General features: G+C 47.0%; 26 protein-coding genes. 11 read left to right on the top strand and 15 right to left on the bottom strand.

The annotated features are described in order from the left end of the window. Positions 1 to 42: 42 nt before the first annotated feature. Positions 43 to 480, top strand: a complete 438-nt coding sequence (locus QMA39_RS15935) for a ferritin-like domain-containing protein (protein WP_206931629.1) — start codon at positions 43 to 45, stop codon at positions 478 to 480. Between the two features lie 665 nt (positions 481 to 1,145). Then, positions 1,146 to 2,324: an amidohydrolase gene (locus QMA39_RS15930; protein ID WP_281659301.1), complete on the top strand. Its 1,179-nt coding sequence runs from the start codon at positions 1,146 to 1,148 to the stop codon at positions 2,322 to 2,324. Here QMA39_RS15930 and QMA39_RS15925 read toward each other — a convergent pair. From QMA39_RS15925 to QMA39_RS15915, 3 genes are read right to left on the bottom strand one after another with little or no spacing between them, the layout of a single operon-like run. Then, the gene (locus QMA39_RS15925; protein ID WP_281659300.1) at positions 2,321 to 3,022 is read right to left on the bottom strand and encodes an EcsC family protein; all 702 of its coding nucleotides are present in this window, start codon (positions 3,020 to 3,022) and stop codon (positions 2,321 to 2,323) included. The genes QMA39_RS15930 and QMA39_RS15925 overlap by 4 nt on opposite strands. Positions 3,023 to 3,070: 48 nt before the next feature. Beyond that, the gene (locus QMA39_RS15920) at positions 3,071 to 4,285 is read right to left on the bottom strand and encodes an ABC transporter permease (RefSeq protein WP_281659299.1); all 1,215 of its coding nucleotides are present in this window, start codon (positions 4,283 to 4,285) and stop codon (positions 3,071 to 3,073) included. Beyond that, complete coding sequence (locus QMA39_RS15915) at positions 4,278 to 5,021, bottom strand: ABC transporter ATP-binding protein (protein ID WP_027956532.1); 744 nt, start codon at positions 5,019 to 5,021, stop codon at positions 4,278 to 4,280. Before QMA39_RS15915 ends, QMA39_RS15920 begins: the two co-directional genes overlap by 8 nt. Positions 5,022 to 5,161: 140 nt before the next feature. On the opposite strand from QMA39_RS15915, the gene QMA39_RS15910 reads away from it, so the two are divergent. From QMA39_RS15910 to QMA39_RS15900, 3 genes are all read left to right on the top strand, one after another. Further along, positions 5,162 to 5,590, top strand: a complete 429-nt coding sequence (locus QMA39_RS15910; RefSeq protein WP_027956533.1) for an HIT family protein — start codon at positions 5,162 to 5,164, stop codon at positions 5,588 to 5,590. Positions 5,591 to 5,718: 128 nt separating this feature from the next. Then, complete coding sequence (locus QMA39_RS15905) at positions 5,719 to 6,252, top strand: tryptophan transporter (RefSeq protein WP_027956534.1); 534 nt, start codon at positions 5,719 to 5,721, stop codon at positions 6,250 to 6,252. Positions 6,253 to 6,400: 148 nt separating this feature from the next. Beyond that, a complete protein-coding gene (locus tag QMA39_RS15900; protein ID WP_027956535.1) occupies positions 6,401 to 6,808 on the top strand; it encodes a YtxH domain-containing protein in 408 nt (135 codons plus the stop codon). 148 nt (positions 6,809 to 6,956) lie between these two features. Here QMA39_RS15900 and QMA39_RS15895 read toward each other — a convergent pair whose 3' ends face one another. The 3 genes from QMA39_RS15895 to QMA39_RS15885 form a co-directional block, all read right to left on the bottom strand. After that, positions 6,957 to 7,874: a glycine betaine ABC transporter substrate-binding protein gene (locus QMA39_RS15895; protein ID WP_281659298.1), complete on the bottom strand. Its 918-nt coding sequence runs from the start codon at positions 7,872 to 7,874 to the stop codon at positions 6,957 to 6,959. 61 nt (positions 7,875 to 7,935) lie between these two features. Beyond that, complete coding sequence (locus QMA39_RS15890; RefSeq protein WP_206931619.1) at positions 7,936 to 8,784, bottom strand: proline/glycine betaine ABC transporter permease; 849 nt, start codon at positions 8,782 to 8,784, stop codon at positions 7,936 to 7,938. Next, positions 8,768 to 9,970 carry a glycine betaine/L-proline ABC transporter ATP-binding protein gene (locus tag QMA39_RS15885; RefSeq protein ID WP_206931617.1) on the bottom strand — a complete coding sequence of 401 codons (1,203 nt, stop codon included), beginning with the start codon at positions 9,968 to 9,970 and terminating at the stop codon, positions 8,768 to 8,770. Before QMA39_RS15885 ends, QMA39_RS15890 begins: the two co-directional genes overlap by 17 nt. A gap of 265 nt (positions 9,971 to 10,235) precedes the next feature. Between QMA39_RS15885 and QMA39_RS15880 the strand changes: the two genes are divergently transcribed. Continuing rightward, the gene (locus tag QMA39_RS15880; protein ID WP_206931615.1) at positions 10,236 to 10,748 is read left to right on the top strand and encodes a helix-turn-helix domain-containing protein; all 513 of its coding nucleotides are present in this window, start codon (positions 10,236 to 10,238) and stop codon (positions 10,746 to 10,748) included. A gap of 184 nt (positions 10,749 to 10,932) precedes the next feature. Beyond that, positions 10,933 to 11,523, top strand: a complete 591-nt coding sequence (locus tag QMA39_RS15875) for an HTH-type transcriptional regulator Hpr (protein ID WP_027956539.1) — start codon at positions 10,933 to 10,935, stop codon at positions 11,521 to 11,523. A 79-nt stretch (positions 11,524 to 11,602) separates the two neighbouring features. Here the strand turns inward: QMA39_RS15875 and QMA39_RS15870 are convergent, their stop codons facing one another. After that, positions 11,603 to 11,929 (bottom strand): DUF1878 family protein, encoded by a 327-nt coding sequence (locus tag QMA39_RS15870; RefSeq protein WP_281659297.1) that lies wholly within the window; start codon positions 11,927 to 11,929, stop codon positions 11,603 to 11,605. A gap of 226 nt (positions 11,930 to 12,155) precedes the next feature. Between QMA39_RS15870 and QMA39_RS15865 the strand changes: the two genes are divergently transcribed. From QMA39_RS15865 to QMA39_RS15855, 3 genes are all read left to right on the top strand, one after another. After that, positions 12,156 to 12,707 (top strand): DUF3267 domain-containing protein, encoded by a 552-nt coding sequence (locus QMA39_RS15865; protein ID WP_027956541.1) that lies wholly within the window; start codon positions 12,156 to 12,158, stop codon positions 12,705 to 12,707. 119 nt (positions 12,708 to 12,826) lie between these two features. Then, on the top strand, positions 12,827 to 13,009 hold the full coding sequence (locus tag QMA39_RS15860) for a hypothetical protein (RefSeq protein ID WP_027956542.1): 183 nt from the start codon (positions 12,827 to 12,829) through the stop codon (positions 13,007 to 13,009). 200 nt (positions 13,010 to 13,209) lie between these two features. Further along, complete coding sequence (locus tag QMA39_RS15855; protein ID WP_206931612.1) at positions 13,210 to 14,130, top strand: peptidylprolyl isomerase; 921 nt, start codon at positions 13,210 to 13,212, stop codon at positions 14,128 to 14,130. Positions 14,131 to 14,160: 30 nt separating this feature from the next. Here QMA39_RS15855 and QMA39_RS15850 read toward each other — a convergent pair whose 3' ends face one another. The 6 genes from QMA39_RS15850 to QMA39_RS15825 form a co-directional block, all read right to left on the bottom strand. Then, positions 14,161 to 14,355, bottom strand: coding sequence for a sporulation YhaL family protein (locus QMA39_RS15850; RefSeq protein ID WP_027956544.1), 195 nt, complete (start codon positions 14,353 to 14,355; stop codon positions 14,161 to 14,163). A 137-nt stretch (positions 14,356 to 14,492) separates the two neighbouring features. Then, positions 14,493 to 15,050, bottom strand: coding sequence for a transcriptional regulator (locus QMA39_RS15845; protein WP_027956545.1), 558 nt, complete (start codon positions 15,048 to 15,050; stop codon positions 14,493 to 14,495). 84 nt (positions 15,051 to 15,134) lie between these two features. After that, the gene (locus QMA39_RS15840; RefSeq protein ID WP_281659296.1) at positions 15,135 to 18,026 is read right to left on the bottom strand and encodes an AAA family ATPase; all 2,892 of its coding nucleotides are present in this window, start codon (positions 18,024 to 18,026) and stop codon (positions 15,135 to 15,137) included. Further along, positions 18,013 to 19,272 (bottom strand): DNA repair exonuclease, encoded by a 1,260-nt coding sequence (locus tag QMA39_RS15835; RefSeq protein ID WP_281659295.1) that lies wholly within the window; start codon positions 19,270 to 19,272, stop codon positions 18,013 to 18,015. Before QMA39_RS15835 ends, QMA39_RS15840 begins: the two co-directional genes overlap by 14 nt. 117 nt (positions 19,273 to 19,389) lie before the next feature. Next, positions 19,390 to 20,649 carry an ABC transporter permease gene (locus QMA39_RS15830; RefSeq protein ID WP_206931609.1) on the bottom strand — a complete coding sequence of 420 codons (1,260 nt, stop codon included), beginning with the start codon at positions 20,647 to 20,649 and terminating at the stop codon, positions 19,390 to 19,392. Then, a complete protein-coding gene (locus tag QMA39_RS15825) occupies positions 20,642 to 21,541 on the bottom strand; it encodes an ABC transporter ATP-binding protein (RefSeq protein WP_027956549.1) in 900 nt (299 codons plus the stop codon). The genes QMA39_RS15830 and QMA39_RS15825 overlap by 8 nt, the downstream gene beginning before the upstream one ends. Before the next feature lie 162 nt (positions 21,542 to 21,703). Between QMA39_RS15825 and QMA39_RS15820 the strand changes: the two genes are divergently transcribed. After that, positions 21,704 to 21,889 (top strand): YhzD family protein, encoded by a 186-nt coding sequence (locus QMA39_RS15820; RefSeq protein WP_027956550.1) that lies wholly within the window; start codon positions 21,704 to 21,706, stop codon positions 21,887 to 21,889. Positions 21,890 to 21,920: 31 nt separating this feature from the next. Here QMA39_RS15820 and QMA39_RS15815 read toward each other — a convergent pair whose 3' ends face one another. Both QMA39_RS15815 and QMA39_RS15810 read right to left on the bottom strand, forming a co-directional pair. Then, on the bottom strand, positions 21,921 to 22,691 hold the full coding sequence (locus QMA39_RS15815) for an enoyl-CoA hydratase (RefSeq protein WP_027956551.1): 771 nt from the start codon (positions 22,689 to 22,691) through the stop codon (positions 21,921 to 21,923). A gap of 229 nt (positions 22,692 to 22,920) precedes the next feature. Next, positions 22,921 to 23,280, bottom strand: a complete 360-nt coding sequence (locus QMA39_RS15810) for a YlbF family regulator (RefSeq protein WP_027956552.1) — start codon at positions 23,278 to 23,280, stop codon at positions 22,921 to 22,923. Positions 23,281 to 23,296: the final 16 nt, after the last annotated feature.

Raw genomic sequence — 23,296 nt, 5'->3', positions numbered from 1 at the left:
GAAAAGTAATGGATGAGACTAATTAAGAAAGGATGTTGTTGCATGGATGAAAAAATGAAAGCCCTCATTGATGGACTGAATGAAGACCTTGCGCATGAGTATGCCGCTTCCATTATGTACACCTATAATGCGGCGGTCGTAACAGGACTTTACCGTTCCGTTTTAAAGCCGTTCTTCGAAGAGGAAGTCGCCGATGAACAAGGGCACGCCTTATATTTGGCTGAAAAAATCAGTACACTTGGAGGCACACCGACAACAACACCGGCAGAAGTGAAACAGCTGAAAGAAGTTCGTCCAATGCTCGAGGAAGCACGTGAAGCGGAGAGACAGACGATCCAGCGCTATGAAGAAAGAAAACAGCAGGCAGAGGAACTGAGCCTGACAGAGCTTTCCGTCAAGCTTGATGATATGATTTCAGATGAAACCCACCACATGGAAGAAATCAGCCGCCTTCTCCAGGATTCCCGGCTGCAGGATTAATCTTCTATCAACGGCACCAACCCGTACGATGAGCAAACATCGTGCGGGTTTTTTATGACCGCCGAACAACAGTCCCTCTTCACTGCAGTCTTTCTCTTTCTAAGAAGGCACTGTTATTGCTTGGTGTTGATATTTAACATGTGAGCTCCTATCATCACCCCTTTCTGTCATGGGATTTGTATGAGGCGGCCTTGGGAATGACTCCCTTTCCGTGGGGTACCGTGAGCCTCCTCAGGCTGCGCCTTCCGGGGTCTCACGATGTACCTTCATCCCACAGGAGTCTCGCCATTCCCAAGGCCGCCTCTTCAAAGAAGGGTAGTTAGAAAGGATATAACCGAAGTCCGTTACACTACTACGAAAGGGATGGCAGGGAAAACAGGTAGACTCCTGCGGGAAAAAGGAACAAGGTGAGACCCCGGAGAACGAAGTTCGAGGAGGCTCATCGTTCCCCGCGGAAAGCGGACGGTTTTCCCTGCCATCCCATGCTCTGAGTAAACAACGGACCGGACCCTTAATTCCAGACGGAAACGATTTAGTAATCGTTTAAAATATCAACCACAGACTTTAACAGAGCTTTTAAGAAAAGCATGCGTCCGGGATAAATTTGAGAATATTCAGAAGCTGTATTACAATTTGTACAACCACAACATAAAGGAGAATGCGACATGAGGGAGAATGTTTTTCAAGCCATCGACCGTCAATACGACAAAATGGTGGAAACACGCCGGTATCTTCACCAATATCCGGAGGTTTCTTTTCACGAGGAGAAAACGGCGCAATTTATTGCAGATACATATGAAAGACTGGGCATTCCTTATGAAAGCCACGTCGGCGGCAACGGTGTCGTCGCCACGCTCAAAGGCGGAAAACCAGGCCGGACGATTGCCCTGCGTGCCGATTTTGATGCCCTGCCGATCCAGGAGGAGAATGATGTTTCCTACCGCTCCAAGCATGATGGGGCGATGCATGCCTGTGGGCATGACGGTCATACGGCAGCTTTGTTAGGACTGGCCGAAGCTCTTGCCCCCTATCAGAGCGAACTTCCGGGAACCGTGCTGTTCCTTCATCAGCACGCGGAGGAATATGCCCCCGGAGGTGCCAAGCCGATGGTCGAGGCGGGAGCCATCGAAGAAGCGGATGCCGTCTTCGGAACGCACTTATGGGTAAATGCACCGACCGGAGTCATCCAGACGTCTAAAGGTCCGTTTATGGCTGGAGCGGACCGCTTTGAGATTACGATCAAAGGAAAAGGTGGACACGGTGCTCAGCCGCACCAGACGAAGGATGCCATCGTCATCGCTTCCCAGCTCGTGACTACGCTGCAGCAGGTGGTCAGCCGCCGGATTGACCCCCTGAAAACAGCGGTCGTTACGGTCGGAACTTTGGAAGCGGGCGGCGCCTTTAACGTGATCGCTGACTCAGCCAAGCTGACGGGGACAGTCCGGACGTTTGATGCTGATGTACAGGATCTGATCATCAGCGAAATGGAAAAAATCACAAAAGGTACGTGCCAGGGGTACGACGCCGACTATGATTTTCTTTATGAAAAGGGGTACCCACCGGTCATCAACCATACCGATGAGGCTGAAATCATCCTGGAAAACGCTCCTAAGGCAGACGCTTCCCTCGTTACCGAAGAGGTGGATCCCGTTATGGCCGGAGAGGACTTCGCCTATTACTTATTGGAGAAACCGGGTGCGTACTACTTTACGGGAGCTCAAATCCCTGATCATTACTACCCGCATCACCATCCGAAATTTGACTTTGATGAGTCTGCCCTGCCTCACGCTGCAAAGACGCTGTTTCAGGCTTACATGAGCTATCAGGAAAAACACCCGTCCTAAAGAAAACGTAGACGAAAGGACTGTAATGCTGTTTCACCAAGCTGCTCCAATAAACGTCCATTGGCCACAAAGCCGACGACGGCGCCGATGCCGGGGACGATTTGGAGCAGCTTTACTATATCAAGCGTATCTCTGTACTCCATCTGGATCGTTTTCCAATCCACATTCTTCTCCTCAAGCGGAACGTCCTTCCAATTCATCACTTTTTCCTTCGCCTGTTTCCTCACGTCATCACTGGAATAAGCCAGCATAAAGACGTGCAGTAAATAGACTCTGTCCTCATACGAATGGATGTTCATCCCGCACACCTGGGCCGCATCGAATAAAAACTTTATCTTGATACTTAACAGCAGCGGAAAGTCGGCAAGGCCCAGCCATATGCCGCCGAACCCCGTCCCGGCTCCTTCCAGTGAAGCGGTTCTTTTGTACTGCTTCAGCAGTTCCTTAATCTTCTCCTCCCGCTCTTCCCACGTCCAGTGGTCTTCGACATTCACAGGCCTGACGTATTCAGAGGTGGTTAAGGCGGCTTCCATCATGGAACGGACACTTTCCGTTATCACCTGATGGATGCGGTCGGGAATCGTATTGTTGATCCGCTGCTGAAACGGCTTCGAGGTCCGCTGCAGAAGAGCGGACCGTTTATCGAGCGACCGACTCCACCGTACGGCTTCTTTTTTCACCTTTTGTTCGTAGTTCAATGAACATCCTCCTTTTAAAAAGAAGGCTGCTCTCCGCAGCCTTCTCCGCTAGTTTAATCGTTGTTTGACATACGTTTGTACGAACGCATAACTGAACAAAGCACCGAACACCCAGACACCAATCATCCCCGCCCATTGGAATTGAAGAGCAAGCAGCATCCCGAAGACGGCCGTCTGGAAAAGCATGATCGTTTTCAGCCATTGCAGGACCGCCTTCTGCTTCCACTGTTGATGAACGGGATAAAGATCGAGCCAGATAATGGTTCTGTGGTGATTCCAGAGGGTCATCATCTGAAACCCGCTCAAGTATAGAAACAGCAGAGCGAATGCTCCTTTCACCCAGACGTTCGGGACAAACCAAATGGCCAGCCCGCCAATAAGAATCAGCCGGAGGTACATGCCTAAATAATCGCTGCTTCGGACGAATGTAATCCGGAACAAATAGGTGAAGGAGTGGTCCTGACGGAAGGGAATCCTCTGCACGAGCAGCCGGACAAGCCCGTGCCTTTTCTTCACGGTGTTTTTCAAGTGCGGCACATCCGTGAACATGTTGGCGATCCGGTAAAAGGCACGCATCCGCTGCTGGTCCTTTTCAACGAGCAGGTCCCAGACGAGTCCGGCTTTTTGACTCGCCAATGTATACGTGTACAGGACGAGGGCGGCAAGAAGGACAGTTACGATTCCGGCAAACACCCAATCTCCCCGGGCAAGAAAGAAAAAGATGAAGCCGTTCAGGAACGCCTTGGCCACCTGATCCACCAGGCGGATCCGGCCATTTCTTTCCTTGAGCATCCACCAGTTGGAAAGCATGTTCCAAACCTTCACAACAAGGACGACCCCGATCATCATGAAATAATAGCGGCCGCCCAGAGATGGATAAGATGCCAAATATAACGGGCCTAGTGCAGCCGCCACAAGAAAGATTAAATAAAGCTGGACGATGTAACTATAGTAGAGACACCGCTTGAAGTAATCATTCAGCTGATACTCAGCCGGAAGGAGAAAGACAAGGTCCGGCTCTTTCAGCAGCGTCCGCACCGGACTGTAGCCGGCGAGAAAACCAAAAGCGACAGCGATAACGAAAGCGGTGGGGAAGTTCTCTGGAAGATTCTGAAGCCACTGCTGGTAATAATAGGCTGAAGCTGAAATAAAAAACAGCATGGCCACAGCTATATGCCCGTTGAACATGTATTTCAAGTAGCGGCTCGTTTCCTTAATGTGTCCGGAAAAACGCGCAGACCAGAATTCCTTCGCCTTAATCATGCTGCTCTTCCTTTGTAAGCTCGACATATATATCATCCAGGGAAGCGTGCGGCCGGCCGAAGGATTGTCTGAGCTCCGCCAGTGTCCCCTGCGCACGGATTTCTCCGTCGTGGAGAATGACAAAACGATCACAGTATTTCTCAGCCGTCGCCAGAATATGGGTCGACATAAGAATGCCCGCCCCCTTCTCCTTCATATCCACCATCATCTGCAGGTAGGATTGGATTCCAAGCGGATCAAGGCCGACGAAAGGTTCGTCCACAATATAAAGCTCCGGCTCTATGAGGAAGGCGCACATGATCATTACCTTCTGGCGCATTCCTTTCGAGAAATGGACAGGGAACCACTTCAGTTTTTTCTCCAGACGGAACTCCTTCAATAGTGGATCAAGGCGCTTCTTAAAAACATCTTCAGGGATGTTATAAGCCATAGCCGTCAGATGAAGATGCTCATAAAGGGTAAGCTCATCATAGAGAATCGGCATTTCGGGAATATACCCCAGCTGCTGCCGGTACTTCTCGGGATCCTCATCAAAGCGGGTTCCGTTAATAGAAACCGTTCCCTTCTTCGCCTGCATCAATCCGATAATATGCTTGATTGTCGTACTTTTCCCCGCTCCATTCAATCCGATCAACCCGACGATTTCTTTCGGTTTCACATCAAGACTGATGCCGTGCAGGACGTTTTTATGCGTATAACCTCCGTGGAGGTTTTCAATATGTAACAAAGACTGCATGCTATCCCTCTTTTCATTGGTCCATCTGAGTGAATTTTATCATATTTTCCATTTGGACACACGCCGCCGGGGCTTTCCACTAATGGGCGGCTGCCGCTTCTTATGGTACAATACATTCAATCATGAAAGGAGTGTCAAACATGGCAGACTCGTGTATCTTTTGTAAGATTATTGACGGAGAAATCCCTTCCGCTAAAGTGTATGAAGATGAAAAAGTGTATGCTTTTCTTGATATCAGTCAGGTAACGAAAGGGCACACGCTCGTCATCCCCAAGGCGCACTGCAAGGATATTTACAACACCCATCCTGACACAGCGGCTGCTCTTTTCTCCAGAATTCCTAAAATCGCCAATGCCATTAAGGAAACGTATGAACCGGTTGGCTTGAATGTGCTGAATAACAACGAAGAACCAGCAGGGCAGTCTGTTTTCCATCTACATATTCATCTGATTCCAAGATATGGGGAAAACGATGGTTTCGGAGCAAAATGGGAAGTCCATTCCGATGATTACTCCCCGGAGCAGCTGCAGGCAGTTGCCGGTGAGATCAGCAGCCGGATTCCTCATTAACATCAAGTATCGCTTTTGATTTTCGGCGGTGATTTTTGTATAATACAGGTATGCGTTCGCAGGCGGTCAGAAGGACACGTCTGGAATGTCATTTAGAAGAGATTAGAATAGTTGAGGAGAGATGTTAAATGAATATTCGTGTATTAGTTATGTTGTCCCTGCTTGTTGGTATTGGCGCTGTGCTTCACGCGGTGGCTCCACCGTTTTTCTTCGGGATGCGTCCGGACATGATGCTGGCCATGATGTTCCTGGGCATACTGATGTTCCCGAAAGCCCCTTATGTACTGCTTCTGTCATTAGCTACCGGTTTTATCGCTGCTTTGACAACGACAGTGCCCGGCGGCCAGCTTGCCAACTTGATTGACAAACCATTGACAGCTTTCGCTTTCTTTGGACTTGTACTGCTGACGAAAAAAATCTCTAACCATAAACTGACGCAGCCGATTCTTGCCGGCATTGGAACAATGATCAGCGGATCCATTTTCCTTGGCGTTGTCCTATATATCATCGGCCTGATGGAAGCGAGTTTCGGTGTCATGTTCGCCACAGTCGTTCTCCCGGCTGCGGCCTTCAACATCTTGTTCGTCGCCGTTACGTACCCTGTAGCCATGAAGATCCTCAAGCGTTCTTCCATGGGAGGGCCGGTCCGGCAGGCATCGTAACCTTGTCAGTCAACAAAGGCACTACTTTTTTGTAGTGCCTTTGTTATACTTAAAACGACAGATGCTTTTTTATCATTTTAAGGTTTCATTCTTACATATTAAGAGAAAATAGAACCATGGAGAAGGATCTGAAAGGAGATGGACGGATATGCCAAATGGAAAATCGTTAGCTCTGGGCATTTTAGTAGGAGGTGCCGTAGGGGCCGCGTGCACACTTTTTAATGCCCCTTCATCAGGAAGGGATTTCCGTGAAAATGCCAGACTGAAAAGCGAAAACTTGAAGAATACCGTGCTGAGCCTGAAAGAGGATGGCATGCAGCTCAGAGACCAGATTACTCAGACGTCCAAGGAAGGTGCTGAATTAATCAAAGAGCTTTCCGAGGATGTGAAATCCTCCATTGAAAGCTGGAAACGCACCGTCGAACCCCACCAGAAAAACATCCAGAAATATTTGGAGCAGATTGAAGAGAGTCTGAAGGAGCTGGAGGAAAAAGCGAAGGCCGATCAAAACACCGACCCTTCCCAGCCAAGCCATGAGATCATCAACCATCAATAACCTAAAAGCCCCCGCCAATCCAAACGGGGGCTTTTGCATGCTTCAAAGTCAATGAGCAGGGTGTACCATAATAAAAACCCGTGCAGGGATCAAGATGTCTTGATTCCTGCACGGGTTTTCGATCATGATTTACAAATTGTTTCAGCTGTTATTCCGCCGCTTTCAGATCCTCAATAGAGTCAACATCCATATAGGATGGAACGACAAGGCCGATTTTAGCCCCTTCCAAGTTGGCACCAAGGTCCACAATGCTGTCCTCGTGTTTTTCATACTGACTTCCGTGAGTGACCGGCAGCCACGCTGCGACCATTCCGGAAGCTTCTCCAGAGGCTACAGACTCCCACATCGGTCCGTTATCCAGAGACGTCAACGTTACGTCAAAGCCTTGCTGCTTCAGCACTTCTCCAATGACATGCGTAGAAGCAATTTCAGAATCCCACATGACATAAACCAGCTTCACTTCAGTTCCATCGACTTCTTCCGTCCCTTTTGTCCACTCCGCTACAAGATCTTCATTTTCCTTGATCCATTTTTGTGCGGCTTCTTCTTCACTGCTGCCTTCATTGATATCCAGCATCACCGATTCCATGTCTTCGGTTGTCCAGTTGAACTGGTCCAAGATGTGATAAGCGTTCGGCTTGTCTTCTTCCAAGCCTTCGCGAACCATCGTCTTAATCTGCTCTTCTTCACCGAAGACACCCTTAGGATCTTCTAAATATTTCAGATCATATTTAGAAAACTTCCAGTGCGGTGTCCAGCCTGTGACAACCACCGGCTCTTCGTCCTCATATGCTTCCCCAAGTGCTGCTGCCATAGCCCCTGAGGAGGATGTAGATACTTCCCAGCCTTCCAGGTTGCCATACTCTTCCACAGCTGTCTGTGCTTTACTGACGACACCGGCACCCGCTTCGACTCCGGTAATCTCATAATCCATTTCTTCCCCATAGCTGACCTCTTCGGATGAAGAATCACTCCCGGACGCTTCTTCTTCTGATGACCCACATCCTGCAGCAATCAATGTCAGTGACACCCCTGCTGCCATACCTAAACGTTTCCAGTTCCACATGTAAATCTCTCCCCTTTGAAAAAATGTGTGTATTAGAAAAAGACGATGGTCTTTTTTCTCCTTACTGCTCGCCACGCTGTGTATTCAGGTTTTGAGTAAAACGGTCAATAATAATGGCCAGGATAACAATTCCAAGACCTGCGACAAATCCTGTCCCTACTTCGGCACGCTGCAATCCGGTAATCACCGTCTGCCCCAGCCCTTTAGCCCCGATCATTGATGCGATAACAACCATGGAGAGGGCAAGCATTACCGTCTGGTTGATTCCAGCCATAATCGTTTTCTTTGCCATCGGCAGCTGTACTTTGAACAGCTTCTGAACACCGGTCGTACCAAAGGAGTCAGAGGCTTCAATCAGTTCATGGGACACCTGTCTGATTCCAAGGTTTGTGAAACGCACGGTCGGCGGTGTCGCAAATATAACGGAGGCAAAAACTCCGGGTACCATACCGATACTGAAGAACGCTACGGCCGGGATTAAATAAACGAAAGCCGGCATCGTCTGCATAAAGTCAAGGACAGGAGTGAAAATCTTCTCCACTGTCCGGTTTTTCGACATCCAGATTCCCAGCGGAATACCGGCAATAACACAAATCAAACTGGCAAACACCACAAGAGTGAAGGTATTCATTAACTCTTCCCACAGCTCCTGGTTATGGATAAACCAAAGGCCAATGACAGAAAAGGCCGTCAAACCGAATTTTTTCCCGGAAACGAAGAATGCCAGCACCCCGACGATGACAATAAACAGCCAGACAGGAATGCCCATCAGCCAGTCTTCGGCTACAAGCTCGATGAAGTCACCGAAATCATTTTTAATAAAATCAAATAAAAATCCGAATGTTTCTGTTGTTAACTCTGTTGCATCTGAAACCCACTGGGCTACTGGAATTTTAGGAATTGATTCCATGTAGATTCACCTCATTTCCTGCGAGTGCTGCGATAACAGCGCCACGTACAATAATTCCTTTAAGCTTCCCTTCCTCGACTACTGCCACTGGCACGGGAGCATCATGGATGATGTCAAAAATCTCCTGCATCGGCGTAGAACCCTGAATCTGCGGTACATCTGTGCGCAGAATTCCTTTCAAGTTCTTCACTTCCTGCTTAGCTGCCTCGGATACATCATCAGCTGTGACATACCCATGAAGATTGCGTCGGCTGTCAGTGACGTAAATCGTAGAAAGGCCTTCTTTACGCATTCTTTCCAAGGCGGTTCTCGGTCCGTGCTTCTCCACATCCACAGTCTCCGGCCGTTTCATAATATTTTCAGCGGTCAACACTTTCGAACGATCCACATCCTCTACGAATTTCTCGACATATTCGTTGGCAGGATTAACGAGGATTTCTTCCGGTGTTCCGATTTGAACGATCCGTCCGTCCTTCATCAAAGCGATGCGGTCGCCGATCCTTAAAGCTTCATCAAGATCGTGCGTAATGAATAAGATCGTCTTCTTCATCGTTTCCTGCAGATCGAGAAGCTCATCCTGCATTTCCTTACGAATCAATGGATCCAAAGCAGAAAAAGCTTCATCCATTAAAAGAACTTCAGGATCATTGGCAAGAGCGCGGGCAAGTCCAACTCTCTGCTGCATCCCCCCGGAAAGCTGGCCCGGGAATTGGTGTATGTATCCGCCAAGACCGACCAATTCAAGAGACTCCTCGGCTTTTTTCTTTCTTTCTGATTTATCAATACCTTGCACTTCAAGGCCGAACTCTGTATTTTCAAGAACGGTCCGATGCGGGAACAATCCGAATTTCTGGAAGACCATACTGAGCTTCTGACGTCTGACCTCTCGAAGGGAACGGCTGTCCATCTTTGCTAAATCTTCCCCATCAATGAGCACACTGCCTTCCGTCGGCTCGATGAGACGGTTGATCAAACGTACGAGTGTGGATTTCCCACTACCCGACAATCCCATAATGACAAAAATTTCTCCCTCTTCGACGTCAAAGGAGGCTCTGTTGACACCTACCGTATTTCCGGTTTTTTCTAGAATTTCTTCTTTCGTTTGTCCTTCATCTAAGTATTTCGTCGCCTTTTTGGCGTTTTTACCAAAAATCTTTGATAAATTTTCTACTTGTATAACCGGCACGTTTTTCACCTCATCTTTTAAAAATCTTCAATCTGTGACTTTGAACTCATCACCTTATACACTGTAACCTGTTTGCAATGAAAAGTTCAAACATATAATTCTTTAAAATAAGCACAAAAATTACGTACAGTTCAAACTGTACGTAATTTAACAGATGATATGCTCCAGATTCCGTGGTTTTTCGACAAAATGCTTGTTCATTTGTAATTTTTATTGGATTACCATTTATAGTAATGTAGTCGTAGAACGGAAAAAGGAGGAGCATATGGGAGGAAACGATCACCACAACCTGGAAGACATCCATACGAAAGTCATACACGAATTTTCTAAAACCCTGGAGATGTTCGGTTTATCCATGGCTGACTCCCGCTTGTTTGTCACCCTTTACCTTCATCCGTCACCAATGACGCTTGATGAGATGAGCAGCGAGCTGGGAAAAAGCAAGACAGCCATGAGTACTGGAATCCGGAATTTATCCGATCAAGGACTGGTTGAACGTGTGTGGAAAAAAGGGGTTCGGAAGGATTTATATACATCCACCACCAACCTCTACAAAACCTTTATGACTTCCTACATACAAAAGTGGCAGACAGCTGTGAATGAACAGGAGAATGAATTAGCGGCTGTAGATGAGCAGGTGAAAGTAAACGTGCAGAACTGTGTCAAACAAGAAGAAATGGATGAAGCAGAGTTTCTGCAGGAACGCATGAGGGAAATGATCCATTTTCACACCTGCCTTTCCAAGGCGCTCCAGAGCCTTCATCCAGATCCATTTTGAGCTTCTCACCAGTAAACATAGGTTTACTGGTATTTTTTTATCATTTTTCTGTTATTTACACCTTGTCAAATACACAATGTTTTATATTATTATAAAGAGGGAATAGAATATTGGAATAGCACATTCTAACTTTCCTATTGCCGCCATGTCTGGCACAATAGAATTAAGAATATACCTAAAGAAGGTGAAATTGGTGAAGGAAAAGATCACAAAGCGAGAAGCCATTTATTATAGTCATAAAATGGCACAACTGTCCAAAGCGCTTTGGAAAGCCATCGAGAAGGACTGGCAGAACTGGATCAAACCTTTTCAGTTGAACATCAATGAACATCATATTCTATGGATTGCCTACCACCTCAAAGGGGCCAGCATTTCTGAAATATCCAAATATGGTGTGATGCACGTCTCCACTGCCTTCAATTTTTCAAAGAAAATGGAAGAACGCGGACTCCTCCAATTCTCTAAACGTGAGAATGACAAAAGAAATACCTATGTGGAACTGACTCCTGAAGGAAACGACCTTTTGGAATCCACGCTCAATGAGTACGACCCAGACGACAATTCGGTGCTCAAAGGCGTGATGCCGATGACCGAAATGTTCGGGAAACTTCCTGAGTTTCTTGATCTATCCGCCTTGATTAAAGAGATTTACGGCGATGAATATATGGAGATTCTGGAGCGTTCTCTTGAAAATATTGAAGAAGAGGCTTTAGTTAACGAGCCGACGGATTTGGAAAAGTACAAACAAAAGTCGCAGAAGTCACGTTCTTCTTAACTCATTGGTGCTTATCCCTTATAAATCCGGACTTATATGCTGAAAACCCCTTTCCGTTTTTTCATTGGAAAGGGGTTTTTTATGTATAGGACAGAAGCAGCTCTGTCAGCTCTTTATAATACCCTTCTTTTTGAAGGGCTTCGAGAGAATCTGTAATGGGAAGCTTCCAGCAGACCATCCCAGCGTAATGAAAGAGTAACGAAGAATGATCCAGCAGCCCCTCCTCCTTCTCTTCCTTATAAAGGTCAGAGAGCGTCTGCAGCAAGTGCATCGTCTCGTTATATTCCATTTCTGTTAAATCTTTTTCAATCACTAATTTTGTAAAAGGATAGTGATCGATTTCTTTGATGCTGCTCAATAATTTCAGTTGAAAAGAAAGAGTGTCACAAAGATTCACATTCTTCATACTTTTCCCTCCCCTCTCGCTGTCACCCTTGTCACAGCAGGGTTTCAGACCACCTCGTGATCAAGTGAAATCTTCAGTGGTATTTTTTACGAAAAACCTATTGCTTTTTGTCTCTAAACATACTATTATTCGTCTTGTGCTAATAAAACGATAGAGAAAACGTACTCCTATCATATCGATAATCATAATAAAATCACAGCATTTTTTGTAGTAAGGGGGGATTCTTATGATGAACTGCTGGAAATCAGTGAACATCAATAAAGAATTCGGATTAAACCGTGTTTATATCATGTCTATTCTCACCGGACTATTGTCCTTTTTAATTCTTTACCTGCCGTTTTCCATGATCCATGCGACGCATGATATGAACGATCACGGTTTTATACCGCTTCTGGTCATTCTATTCTTTCTGCCGTCCATTCACAGGCTCATGCATATGCTGCCTTTGATGCTCAGCTATAAACGACTGCGGGTTCACTTTAAATTCAGGAAACGCTGCGTACCGACATTCTCGTATCAATGCAAGACGAGGCTGTCCAAACCGATGTCCATGACGATGGCACTGGCACCGACTTTTTTGATTACTGTTCCAACACTAGTCATGAGCTACGTCTTCCCGAATTACTTCGCCTATCTGGTGCTGTTTGCCTCTGTGAATATCGGCCTGTCCTTTTCAGATTTTCTTTATGTCAGCCATTTCGCGAAAGCACCGAAAAAATGCATCATTGAAAATGCCAAAGACGGCTACGATATTCTCATTCATCAGCCGAAAGCATAAAATCAAAAACAGCGTTCATTGGAGCGCTGTTTTTTTGTGACCTGGAACGGGGTTTTCCTGTTCAATCCAGGTAAACTTTGATAGAGTAGTTTCATAGGGAATAAAGGAGGTTCATCAACATGGCATTTGGTTTCAGCTTGTACGCGCTCGTCATTTTATTCGTGTTTAATTCACTCACACATTCCTTATGCTTAAAAACGAAAATGTCGAACGAGAAGCAGACTCGTGTATTCCGAACAATTAATGTGCTGATCACTATTTTACTCATTTCATCCTATGTGGAAGTCTTAAATACACTATAATGACCCAGGCCGCTGATCCCTTCAGCGGCCTGTTTTATATTCGATCAGATAAGGAAAGACTGAGGGTGGAAGCTGCCCCACCCTTTTTCGCTGAACATTATAGTATAGGACAGGGAAAATGTGTTATATTTACTCATAGGCTGTTTATTTAATCTCTACGTCATGAAAAAATTACAAAATGTTTTAGGAGTGTCATGTACATGAAAAAAGTAGCCATTACTGCTGCCTTGGCGGCAGGCGTTTTCACCCTTTCTGCTTGTTCATCAAACGCGGATGACTCGGAAGTCGTCGTTCAAACGAAAGATGGAGAAGTAACGAAGGAAGAATTCTATCAGGAACTGAAAAGCCAGCATGGTGATCAGGTACTTCAAAGCCTTGTTATGAAAGAAGTTCTTTCCAACAACTATGAAGTGTCCGATGAAGCGGTTGAAGAAGAACTGCAGACATTGAAGGACCAGTATGGGGAACAGTTTGAAACCGTTCTTGAACAGAATGGCTTCGCTGATGAAGAAGCCTTCAAGGAAACCATCCGTATGAGCCTGCTTCAGGAACAAGCAGCAGCTGAAGATGTCGAAATTACTGAAGAAGAAATGAAACAGTACTATGAACGCATGAAAACAGAAGTAAAAGCAAGCCATATCCTAGTAGAAGATAAAGAAACCGCTCAAGAAGTGCAGAAAAAGCTTGATGACGGTGGTGACTTCGGAGAGCTTGCCAAAGAATACTCCACAGACGGCTCCTCTGAAAAAGGCGGAGATCTCGGCTGGTTTGGCCCAGGACAGATGGTCGCTGAATTTGAAGAGAAAGCCTATGAATTGGAAAAAGACAGTGTCAGCGAACCTGTCGAAACACAGTTCGGCTACCATATCATTAAAGTAACCGACAAACGCGAAAAAGAAGATATCGAGTCTTATGAAGATACGAAAGATGAAATCCGACGCACACTTGTGAGCCAGAAGGTCGATCAGACACAGCTTCAAGAGAAAATGGATCAGCTTGAAAAAGACGCCGAGATTGATGTGAAGGATGATCAATTCGAAGGTCTCTTTGACGATTCATCTGAGGAAGACGAAGCAGCAGAAGAGGAATCAAGCACGGAAGGAGAAAATACAGAAGAATAATAAAAAGCCGGGTGATCCTTCACCCGGCTTTTAGTTTGAGGTCATTCTCCGTTTTCCCCGCCGCTCTTTTTCCTGCTCAATCCTCTTCAAATACACCTGTCCCTCTTGTTCAATAAACTCCTGCTCCAATGTATGTTCCGCCCTCATAGCCCGGAAAGCCATATAACCACTGAAAAATATAAAAGCCACACATAGAAATACCCAGACCGGCAAACCGAATAGCATCCGCTGTTCCTCCCTGCCCTGTTTACCATTAGCTTATGTATCAGCATGACTGAATATGAACAAGCTCCCCTCCAGCAAAAAAACTGCCCCGTGCTTTTCCATTCAATGCTCGGAAAAGCCGGGACAGTCCTTTTATGTTATTCACTCTTCTGATCGATTTTCGGAACGTATTTAAAAATTTCCCCGGATTCAACGACATGGATGAACTTCATCAGCCAGCGGTAGTAGTTCTGGGCATATTTTAAACGGTCGATATCCACCTGGATTTTCTCTTTCAACTCTTCATCGGAAGTGCGGTTCTGAAGAGATTCCAGTTCCTGAATCGCCTCGTCCGCCTCTTCAATGTTCGTTTCTGTATGATGTCTCCACCTGCTCCCGAAAAGGGAAGTGAATGACTTATACCAGTCTTCCTCCGACTTGTACAAATCTTTCCGAACCCCTTTTTTAAAGGAAGGTTCCACCATTTTCATATCAGACAAAGCCCGGACACCTGTGGACATACTCGTCTTACTCATCTCAAGAGCTTCGCGCATGTCATCCAGCGTCATCGGCTCCTCGGAGAAGTACAACACTCCATACAGTCGTCCTATTGAAGGAGTCACCCCGTAGAGGCTCATATTTTTAGCAATCACCTGAATGAATTGTTCAATTGTTTCTTCGTATTTCGTCCAGTCTTTATTATTTGTTTCTGGCAATGGAAACCCTCCATTTGCATAATGCTCATGTAATCTTAGAACATTTTATCATTAAAGTCCTGAGATTGCGACCTAAACCTCAATTTATTTTAACTGCTGAATATTTGCGTCTGTAAATACTTGCTGAAGGTCACTTCTCCAGGAGAAAAACAGCACCTGGTGACGGGTGGATACGCCCTGTAGAATCGTAGTCATTTTCTGCAGCCGGCGTTCATCAAAATGCACAAACGCATCATCCATAAAAAAGGGAAGCGGCCTTTGGCCGGCCATCGTTTCACCCAGGGCCAGACGCAGCGATATGTACAACTGATCGCGCGTCCCCTTCGATAATTCTCCGGGGGCAAAAAGCATCCCTTCTGAATCGAGCACGGTGATCCCTAGTCCAGGATCATCAGCAGCTATGCTTTCATAGCGGCGGTCCGTCAATGCCCGGAAATAGTCCTCAGCCGCTGCCAGTACAGCAGGAAGATAGGTCGATTGGTAGGACTGTTTGGTTTCCTTTAAAGCCTGCAGGGCAGCCTGATAACCGGCCCACTCCTTTGCCATCTCCTTCAGTTTCTCTTTCTCGGCCTGATAGTGGTGGGTCAGAGCTGAACGCTCATCAGAATTCTCCATCTGATCGAGCCGGCTGTGGATATCCGCAAGATGCTGCCGGGCTTTGGACTGCTGCGTTTCCAGATGCTCGATATCCCGTTTAATCTCTCGGATATCTGTCAGCAGCCGGCTTTCCTCCGGTACTTGATTCCATACATCCGCATGCGCCTGATCCTCTTCGGACAACAATCCATCGATTTGAAACTGATACCCAGCGACGTCCTCTTGGAGTTTCCTTACGGTTTCTGCCTCTTCCGCTCTCTTATAGAAGTCTTGCTCGCTCTCGACCCCGCACTCGCCAAAAAGCTGATGGCATTCTTCAAGATAACCTTGCAGTTGATACGTGATTTTCTTAAGACGGCGTTCCAACGCTTCCAGGGCTTCTTTTTGCTGATGGACATCCCTTTCCAACTGCTCCTGCTGTTTGATCCATCCGCTCAATTCGTTCCAGCCTGTACGGACAGTATGATCTAATATTTCCCAATCTAAACGTCTATGAAACGTTTTCAATTCCTCAGTCATTCCGTCCTGTTCCCTTTCCAGTTCCTCTATCCGCTTCACTGCCTGAAGATATTCCACTCGCTTTTCACGAAGCTGAACGACTTTATGAAATAACTTCTCCCAGTGTTTCACATCAAGTCCGGTTAGAAACGGATAAAGGCTTCGCTGCTCTGTCACTTGAGCTTCCAGGCGGCGCCGGCGCTGCGCTGCGAGACTCTCTTTTTCCTGAAGGCGGATGTCTTCATGATTCAGCTGCTTCCACTGATCATGAACATGCTTCCATTCCGTTCTCCGTGTTTCATATTCCCTCAGCTTCTCCCGCGCTCTTTCCACATCTTTTTCTCTGCTATCTGAGATTTGAGGCTGGACATTTTGTAGAAGGCGGGAAGCATAGAAACTGAGACCGATGGATAACATCACTCCAAGCAGCAGCCATACAACACTTCCGCCTCCTATAAAGAGCGCTGTCCCGCCTAATAGGACAGCGACGGCTCCAACAAAAAGAGCAGCCCTGTTTGGACGGACCCTGCCGGCTTTTCCACTGTTCCTTGTGGCTCGGTTGGCCGCAGCCGTTTCTGAAGCTTCCTGAATTTTGTATTGAAGAGCAGCCGCTTCGTCTTCACCAATCATCTCTTCTTCCAATTCAGCTTTCTTCGTCTCTACATACTGAAACTCCCGCTCCAGATCCATACTTTGATCATGAATATAGGCCCTTTCCTGAACCAATGTCTGTTCTTCGTTTTTCAACTCCCTCCACGTTTCTTCTATATAAAAGGGAAATGTGTAATCATCAAGATCGTCAACGGTCAACGGAATATCCAGCGACTGGACTTCCTTGGAGAGCTCTTCCTGCCTGTGCTCTGTTTCCTTATGCAGCCGGTCTTTCTCATAATCGAGCTTTTCTGATTCCGGGCGTCGCTTCAAAAGCAATGCCGCTTCCTCGAGTCGTTGAGGATGGTAAGCGGCCGCCAAGGCCTTCAGCTTTTCCTTTCCGGCTTCGACATCCGAAGTGAGGAGCTTCTTTTCTGATTGCAGGGGAAGGATTTTTTCCTTGAGCTGCCTGTATCTTTCCATTCCCCCGTCAGGAAAAACAATGAACTCCCGGCGTTGCAGTTCTTCCAGCCCTTGATGATAGTTCACAAGTGCCGGCCTGGCCTTCAATAATTGTTCCGTCCGGTAGAGGTCATTCGTTTTCTCCCTCCAGGCCATTCCAGAGGCTTCGATTTCCTCGATCGCCTGCTGCTTTTCCTCAAGCAGGTGAAGATAGGCCTGCTCCTCTTTTTCAAGCGATCGTGTCTTCTTATAAAGGTCTTCCACTTTATGAAGCTGCTCATTGATCACGGGTTTTCTGCCCTGGGGTTTGAACCGCTCCTCTACTTTCTTTTCTAGCCATCTTTCTGTGCGGCTGATCCGATCCGATCCGGTGAGACCGATATCCAGCAAGGTTTCTCCAAGACTTTCCGCAGACAGTGTTTCCAAATGGCGGAGGTCGTCGGCATTGAAACTGAAAATCGCTTCAAAGCTCTCCCGGTCCAGACCATTCAACTGGTCCCTCAGCCATTCTTCCCCATGCTCTACTCCAAGAGAGGTGCGGCAGACCGCCTGTCCTTTATATCGGTCATGAAATCGTTCGACTGTCACGACTTCAGCTTCTGCCGTCTCTACAGTGATGGTACCTCCAAGTCCTCCGCCTTGTTTAGGCATATAAGCTTCCCTCTGTTTAGGCGGCAGACCGAAAAACATGTATAAAAAGAAATGATAAAGGGTCGATTTCCCCGCTTCATTTTTTCCTGTAATGATGTTAGGCCGGTCCTCAGCAAAGGATAGGGAGAAGCCGCTCCATTTTCCAAAGCCATGAATATATAGATTATGTATGATCAAAGCCGTCATCCCCGCTTTCCAATAATTGGTTTACCGCCACTGCTTTCGCTTTCTCCAACACTTCCGCCTGCTCCTTTTCATTAAGGGAAGGAACGAACCGCGACATCTTTCTGTGATCGTACAATGGAGCGAGCCACGAATCAAAGGCTTCATCGTCTGCTTCATTCACTTTCTTCAGAAACCCTCCCGTGAAATGAGGACCGTGAAGATCTTCTTCAGTCCAGCTTATCCTCTCATCCAGGCGTACATCCTCAATCCACACCCAGCCGTCTTCGGTAACGTCTTCATTTTCGTTAACGATATCCTTCCATTCATCCATTACCCCCGAGGACCACCAGCGCTTCCACTGATGGCCGCTGCCTTCGATCGTCACAGAGAGCATCACAGAACCGCCGCTTTCCGCAACGTGATGTTTCACATTCTCTAATACGCGCTCCAATTCGTTCGGATTTTCCAAGTGTGGAACAGGAACGGTAACACTTTCATACACAAAGCTGTGCAGAGGCTGAAACCTGTGCACCCATTCCCCCTCCTGTTCTTCGATGACGTAACATCCTTTCGGCCCCTGTTCTTTCTGAGACCTTCCCTGCGTATTTCCTGGATAGATAATCAGCGGGTCTGCAGATAGAATTTCCCGTTTATGGATATGACCGAGCGCCCAGTAATCCATCCCCGTCCGCTTTAATTCCTCCAATGTGAAGGGAGCATAAACATCGTGATCCGTATTCGATTCCAGGCTTCCATGAAGCATAGCAATGTGATACGGGGGATGTCCCGTCTTTTGAAACTCCTGCGCTTTATGCTCCTTCACCACCCTTGTCTCGTAAGAAAAACCATAAATATGCGCCAGAAGCTCCCCCTGCTTATAAAAAGGAACCTCCTGAACACGCTCGCTCTCGAATAGGAAAACATTTTCGGGAAAGGAAACCGCGTGCTCCGTTCCTGACGTAAAGTCGTGGTTTCCAAAGCTGACGAACACATCGATTCCGTGCTTCTGCAGCTTCTCAAAACCCCGGCGCACATGGACCTGGGCCTTCAGGCTGCGCAGTTCCTCATGATAGACATCCCCGGCAATCAACAGGAAATCCGCCTCTTCTTTTATACATACTTGAATAAGGCGGTCAAAGGCTTCAAAGGTTCCCGCCCGCAGCCGTTCAAGCAGTTCCTCAGGGAGATGGCCTTTCGTCTTAAACAGACTGTCCATATGCAGATCTGCACTATGGACAAATGTAATTCCATTCCGCATAGCTTCCGCTCCTTCGCTCCATCTTTTTCTTTATTTTAACAAAGCACACCCACGAATGCACGTTCGCTTTCAGGGGTCCAGCGCAAAAAAAGACCGCCCCGTGAAGGGCGGAAACGTTCAGGATGACTTTTCTTTTTTCGATAGTTGGAGGGCTGCTTTAAGATCCTTCAAAGATGATGATTTTCCGTAAAGGAGCACGCCTCCTCTGTAAATTCTTGCCCCTATCCATCCGAGCAGCGCAATCGAACCGATCAGCACGGCTAAAGAAAGGGAAACCTCCCATACAGGGACGTCGAGCATCCCGACTCTCAGAAACATAATCAACGGCGTGAAAAACGGGAAATACGAGCTGATGGTAATGAAAGTCGAATCCGGCGAGGCCAGACCGAACATCGCAATCATAAAGGCAGCCACGATGAGCATGATCATAGGAGCAGTCATCTGCTGGGCATCCTCCAGACGGCTGACGAGAGACCCGAGCGTTGCTGCAAGGGTGGCAAACAATAGGTATCCCAGCAGGAAGAATACGACCGCATAAATGATGGTGGAAGGCTGAATCGTGGTCAGCCCCAGCCCATCAATAAATGAGGCGCTCCCCGACTCTATCGTCTGCTGGATACTGAAATATCCCGCGGTCAGGAAGATGGCAAACTGGGTTAAGCCCACGAGAGCGATACCGATGATTTTAGCAAACATCTGGGAAACCGGTGACACACTGGAAATCAAAATTTCCATCACCCGGCTGGACTTCTCCGTAGCTACTTCCGTAGAAATCATCTGGCCGTACATGATGACGGCAAAGTACATAAAAAACAGCATGATATATACGATTCCGCGCGTCTGATTGAGTTCCTCCGCTGATTTCGCCCGTTCCTCCAGGGCTTCCAGTTCAAACGATACCGGAGTGGATATCTGCTGCAGGGTTTCCGGCGCCACGTCTGCTTCTTCGGTCACCTGTTCGATTTTCACCTGCTGCAGGGCCTGGCGGACAGGCTCACTTGCTTCTATATTCGCAATCTGATTGGCAAAGTACGTCGCTTCGGGGAGTTGATCTGCCCCAGTCCGGATGTGTACGACAGCCTCATAACTTCCTTCTTCTACTTCCTGCTTCGCCTCCTCCAGCGTCCCTTCATAAGTTTCAGCTGCTGCTGCCTCACTGGAAGCGAGACTTCTTTCAAAAGCCGCCGCCCAAGCTTCACTTTCGGAAAGAACGGCAATACGGTTTTCATCTTCGTCTCCGCTGAACTGTTCAATGATGGATTGAAGGTTGGATACAGCGAAAATAAACACGAGCATAATCAGCGTCGTAATTACAAAAGATTTGGATTTCACTCTATTTTTATATGTATGGCCCATCATAATGAAAAACTTATTCATAGGAAGCCCCTGCCTTTTCAATGAAAATATCATTCAGTGTCGGTTCTTCCAAGTCAAAGGTGCGGACAAAGCCTCTCCCATGAAGGGATTCAAAAATACCCGCAGCTGCTTCTTCCGCAGTGATTTGAAGCTCGCACCCTTCTGCAAGGGGCTTGTATTTGGTCACACCCTTGAACGACTGTAAATAAGAGGTATCAAAATCTGCATGAATGCGGATGTTTTTCTTTCCGAATGACCGTTTGATCTCCTTCAACCTGCCGTGAACGACGGGTGATCCATGATGAAGGATACAAAGACTTTCACACAATTCCTCCACGTGCTCCATACGGTGGGATGAAAACACGATGGATGTTCCAGCTTCCTTCAATTCTACAACGGCCTCTTTTAACATTTCTACATTGACCGGATCCAGTCCGGAAAAAGGCTCATCCAGAATAAGCAGCTTCGGCTTATGAAGCACGGCCGATATGAATTGAATTTTCTGTTGATTACCTTTGGACAACTCCTCCACTTTTTTCTGCTTATATTCCGGCACTTTAAATCGTTCCAGCCAGTGGTCGATTTCCTCCACTGCATCCTTTTTGGACATCCCTCGCAGTTTAGCCAGGTACACAAGCTGGTCTTTCACTTTCAATTTCGGATACAACCCTCGTTCTTCAGGAAGATAACCAATCAAATGGCTCTCCCCATAGCCGATTCGCCCCCGATTCCACGATATCTCTCCTTCTGTCTGATCCAGCAGCCCAAGGATCATACGGAACGTCGTCGTTTTGCCCGCTCCGTTGGCTCCAAGAAAACCAAAAATCTGCTGTTCAGGTATTTCGATGGATAAGTGGTCCACTGCTGTGAACGAGCCGAACTTCTTTGTAACATTCTCCAACCTCAAAGTCATTCCTATAACCTCCCCTTTCTGTTTATCTTACGTGCCTGTCCGCCCGGGAGTTTCAATTTCTCCACAAATAAAAATGAAGAAACTTGAAGCTTTTTGCAGGAATTTCGCTTTCCCATGACAAATGTAAATAAATGAACAACTATTCATTCGAGGGGGACATCCATGAAACGCTACTACTTAACCGTATTCGAAAAAGACGGGACAAATGTACTTGATGAGAACTTTGAAGCTGAACATGACGAGGAAGCGAAAAAAATAGGGACGGCCAAACTGACGGAACATGGATACAGTGAGTTTACCCACCGCTGCGTGTCTCCTGATGGACGGCTGGTTCTTTTCCACCGCTGAAAAGAGCCGCGCTTAACGGCGCGGCTCTTCATTATTTTCCATGAAATTCTGGATTCCTTTTTTCCATAAAAGCCTGAACACCTTCCATGTGATCCTCTGTATGCCTCAGCATCCATTGAGTTTCCCTTTCCTCTGTCAAATAGGTCTGGAGCTTTTCCAAACCATATTTATGATAGATCTCCTTCGTCGCAATCATCGATCGGAGCGGACGGCGGCTCCAATATTCCGCAAGGTCTCCGGCTTCCTGCTGGACCGATCCTTCAACAACCTGGTCGATCAGCTTGTATTCATAAGCTTCAGCAGCCGACATCCGCTCCCCCTTCCAAGTAAAATGCTTGGCCTGATGGGTGCCCAGACGTTCCTGAAGCCAGAAGTGGCCGCCCCCATCCGGAGCAAGTCCGATGCCGATGAAGTTCATGGACAACTGCGCCCCTGCTTCCGCCATTACATAATCAGCCGATAATGCAATACTGAGTCCGAGCCCGACGACAGGCCCGTGAACAGCGGCGATCACAACCTTAGGCATCGTATAAAAAGACTTGACGATATATTCAATGTCATCCATCACCTGATCGTAAACGTCACGGTCAGCCGCTTCCTTCATCATAGTAAGATCCCCGCCGGCGCAAAAGCCGTCTCCACTTCCCGACAAAACAACAACCTGAGCCTCTGAATGCTGCACCTGATCGAGAACGTAGGCAAATTCAGCTAACTGCTCCGTCCCGAGCGCATTATACTTTTCTCCCCGGTCCAACGTAATGTGTACAACATTATCCTTTTCTTCAACCCTAAAGTGGCCCATTTTTCTCCCCCTGGATTCAAAAATGTCTTCTATTCGTTACCTTTCGCCGGCGCGTATCTTTTCTCCTGCAAAGGTCGACAACATTCCATCCATCATGCAGAAAAAAACATAAAGACAACCTCCTGCTGAAAAAAATACCCGGTGCTTTTCAGGCATAAAAAAAGAGTCTGCAGAAAACACATGGTTTTCTGCAGACTCAGACCACCGTAGAAACGGTGGTTCATCTGTATTACTGCTGCGGCTCTTCCGGATTACCGTAAAGCTCTTCCAGCGGTTTTGTAATAATACGGCTGATATCGTTGATGACAGTGTTCAGGCGCTGTTCTTCTTCCATCAGCTTGGAAATCTGTGGATGCTGCTGTACAAGTTCTACAACTTTACGTGCCTGTTCCACTTCTTCTTCAGAGATTTCCTCTCCCTGCATCTGTTTTTGTTGAAGCGTGATTTGTGTCTGACGGAAATCATCAAACATTGTTTTCGCTGCTTCGTCATTCATAACCGCTTCATATGCTTCTTTCAAGCTCGTGAATTCTTCACTGTTGCGGATTGCTTTTTCCAAATCATAAGCGTAATCGTATAGGTTTGCCATAAAATAAGCCCTCCTG

This window comes from Halobacillus sp. Cin3, from assembly GCF_947311855.1.
GTDB lineage: Bacteria > Bacillota > Bacilli > Bacillales > Halobacillaceae > Halobacillus > Halobacillus kuroshimensis.
This window is presented reverse-complemented; position numbering and strand designations above follow the sequence as displayed.

Bases quoted from the DNA above. Each gene is read 5' to 3' on its own strand.
- QMA39_RS15835 (WP_281659295.1), bottom strand. From the start codon at position 19,272: ATGCGGAATGGAATTACATTTGTCCATAGTGCAGATCTGCATATGGAC.
- QMA39_RS15855 (WP_206931612.1), top strand. From the start codon at position 13,210: ATGAAAAAAGTAGCCATTACTGCTGCCTTGGCGGCAGGCGTTTTCACC.
- QMA39_RS15930 (WP_281659301.1), top strand. From the start codon at position 1,146: ATGAGGGAGAATGTTTTTCAAGCCATCGACCGTCAATACGACAAAATG.
- QMA39_RS15900 (WP_027956535.1), top strand. From the start codon at position 6,401: ATGCCAAATGGAAAATCGTTAGCTCTGGGCATTTTAGTAGGAGGTGCC.
- QMA39_RS15905 (WP_027956534.1), top strand. From the start codon at position 5,719: ATGAATATTCGTGTATTAGTTATGTTGTCCCTGCTTGTTGGTATTGGC.
- QMA39_RS15935 (WP_206931629.1), top strand. From the start codon at position 43: ATGGATGAAAAAATGAAAGCCCTCATTGATGGACTGAATGAAGACCTT.
- QMA39_RS15830 (WP_206931609.1), bottom strand. From the start codon at position 20,649: ATGAATAAGTTTTTCATTATGATGGGCCATACATATAAAAATAGAGTG.
- QMA39_RS15815 (WP_027956551.1), bottom strand. From the start codon at position 22,691: ATGGGCCACTTTAGGGTTGAAGAAAAGGATAATGTTGTACACATTACG.
- QMA39_RS15850 (WP_027956544.1), bottom strand. From the start codon at position 14,355: ATGCTATTCGGTTTGCCGGTCTGGGTATTTCTATGTGTGGCTTTTATA.
- QMA39_RS15870 (WP_281659297.1), bottom strand. From the start codon at position 11,929: ATGAAGAATGTGAATCTTTGTGACACTCTTTCTTTTCAACTGAAATTA.
- QMA39_RS15865 (WP_027956541.1), top strand. From the start codon at position 12,156: ATGATGAACTGCTGGAAATCAGTGAACATCAATAAAGAATTCGGATTA.
- QMA39_RS15825 (WP_027956549.1), bottom strand. From the start codon at position 21,541: ATGACTTTGAGGTTGGAGAATGTTACAAAGAAGTTCGGCTCGTTCACA.
- QMA39_RS15895 (WP_281659298.1), bottom strand. From the start codon at position 7,874: ATGTGGAACTGGAAACGTTTAGGTATGGCAGCAGGGGTGTCACTGACA.
- QMA39_RS15820 (WP_027956550.1), top strand. From the start codon at position 21,704: ATGAAACGCTACTACTTAACCGTATTCGAAAAAGACGGGACAAATGTA.
- QMA39_RS15860 (WP_027956542.1), top strand. From the start codon at position 12,827: ATGGCATTTGGTTTCAGCTTGTACGCGCTCGTCATTTTATTCGTGTTT.
- QMA39_RS15920 (WP_281659299.1), bottom strand. From the start codon at position 4,285: ATGATTAAGGCGAAGGAATTCTGGTCTGCGCGTTTTTCCGGACACATT.
- QMA39_RS15910 (WP_027956533.1), top strand. From the start codon at position 5,162: ATGGCAGACTCGTGTATCTTTTGTAAGATTATTGACGGAGAAATCCCT.
- QMA39_RS15880 (WP_206931615.1), top strand. From the start codon at position 10,236: ATGGGAGGAAACGATCACCACAACCTGGAAGACATCCATACGAAAGTC.
- QMA39_RS15890 (WP_206931619.1), bottom strand. From the start codon at position 8,784: ATGGAATCAATTCCTAAAATTCCAGTAGCCCAGTGGGTTTCAGATGCA.
- QMA39_RS15915 (WP_027956532.1), bottom strand. From the start codon at position 5,021: ATGCAGTCTTTGTTACATATTGAAAACCTCCACGGAGGTTATACGCAT.
- QMA39_RS15810 (WP_027956552.1), bottom strand. From the start codon at position 23,280: ATGGCAAACCTATACGATTACGCTTATGATTTGGAAAAAGCAATCCGC.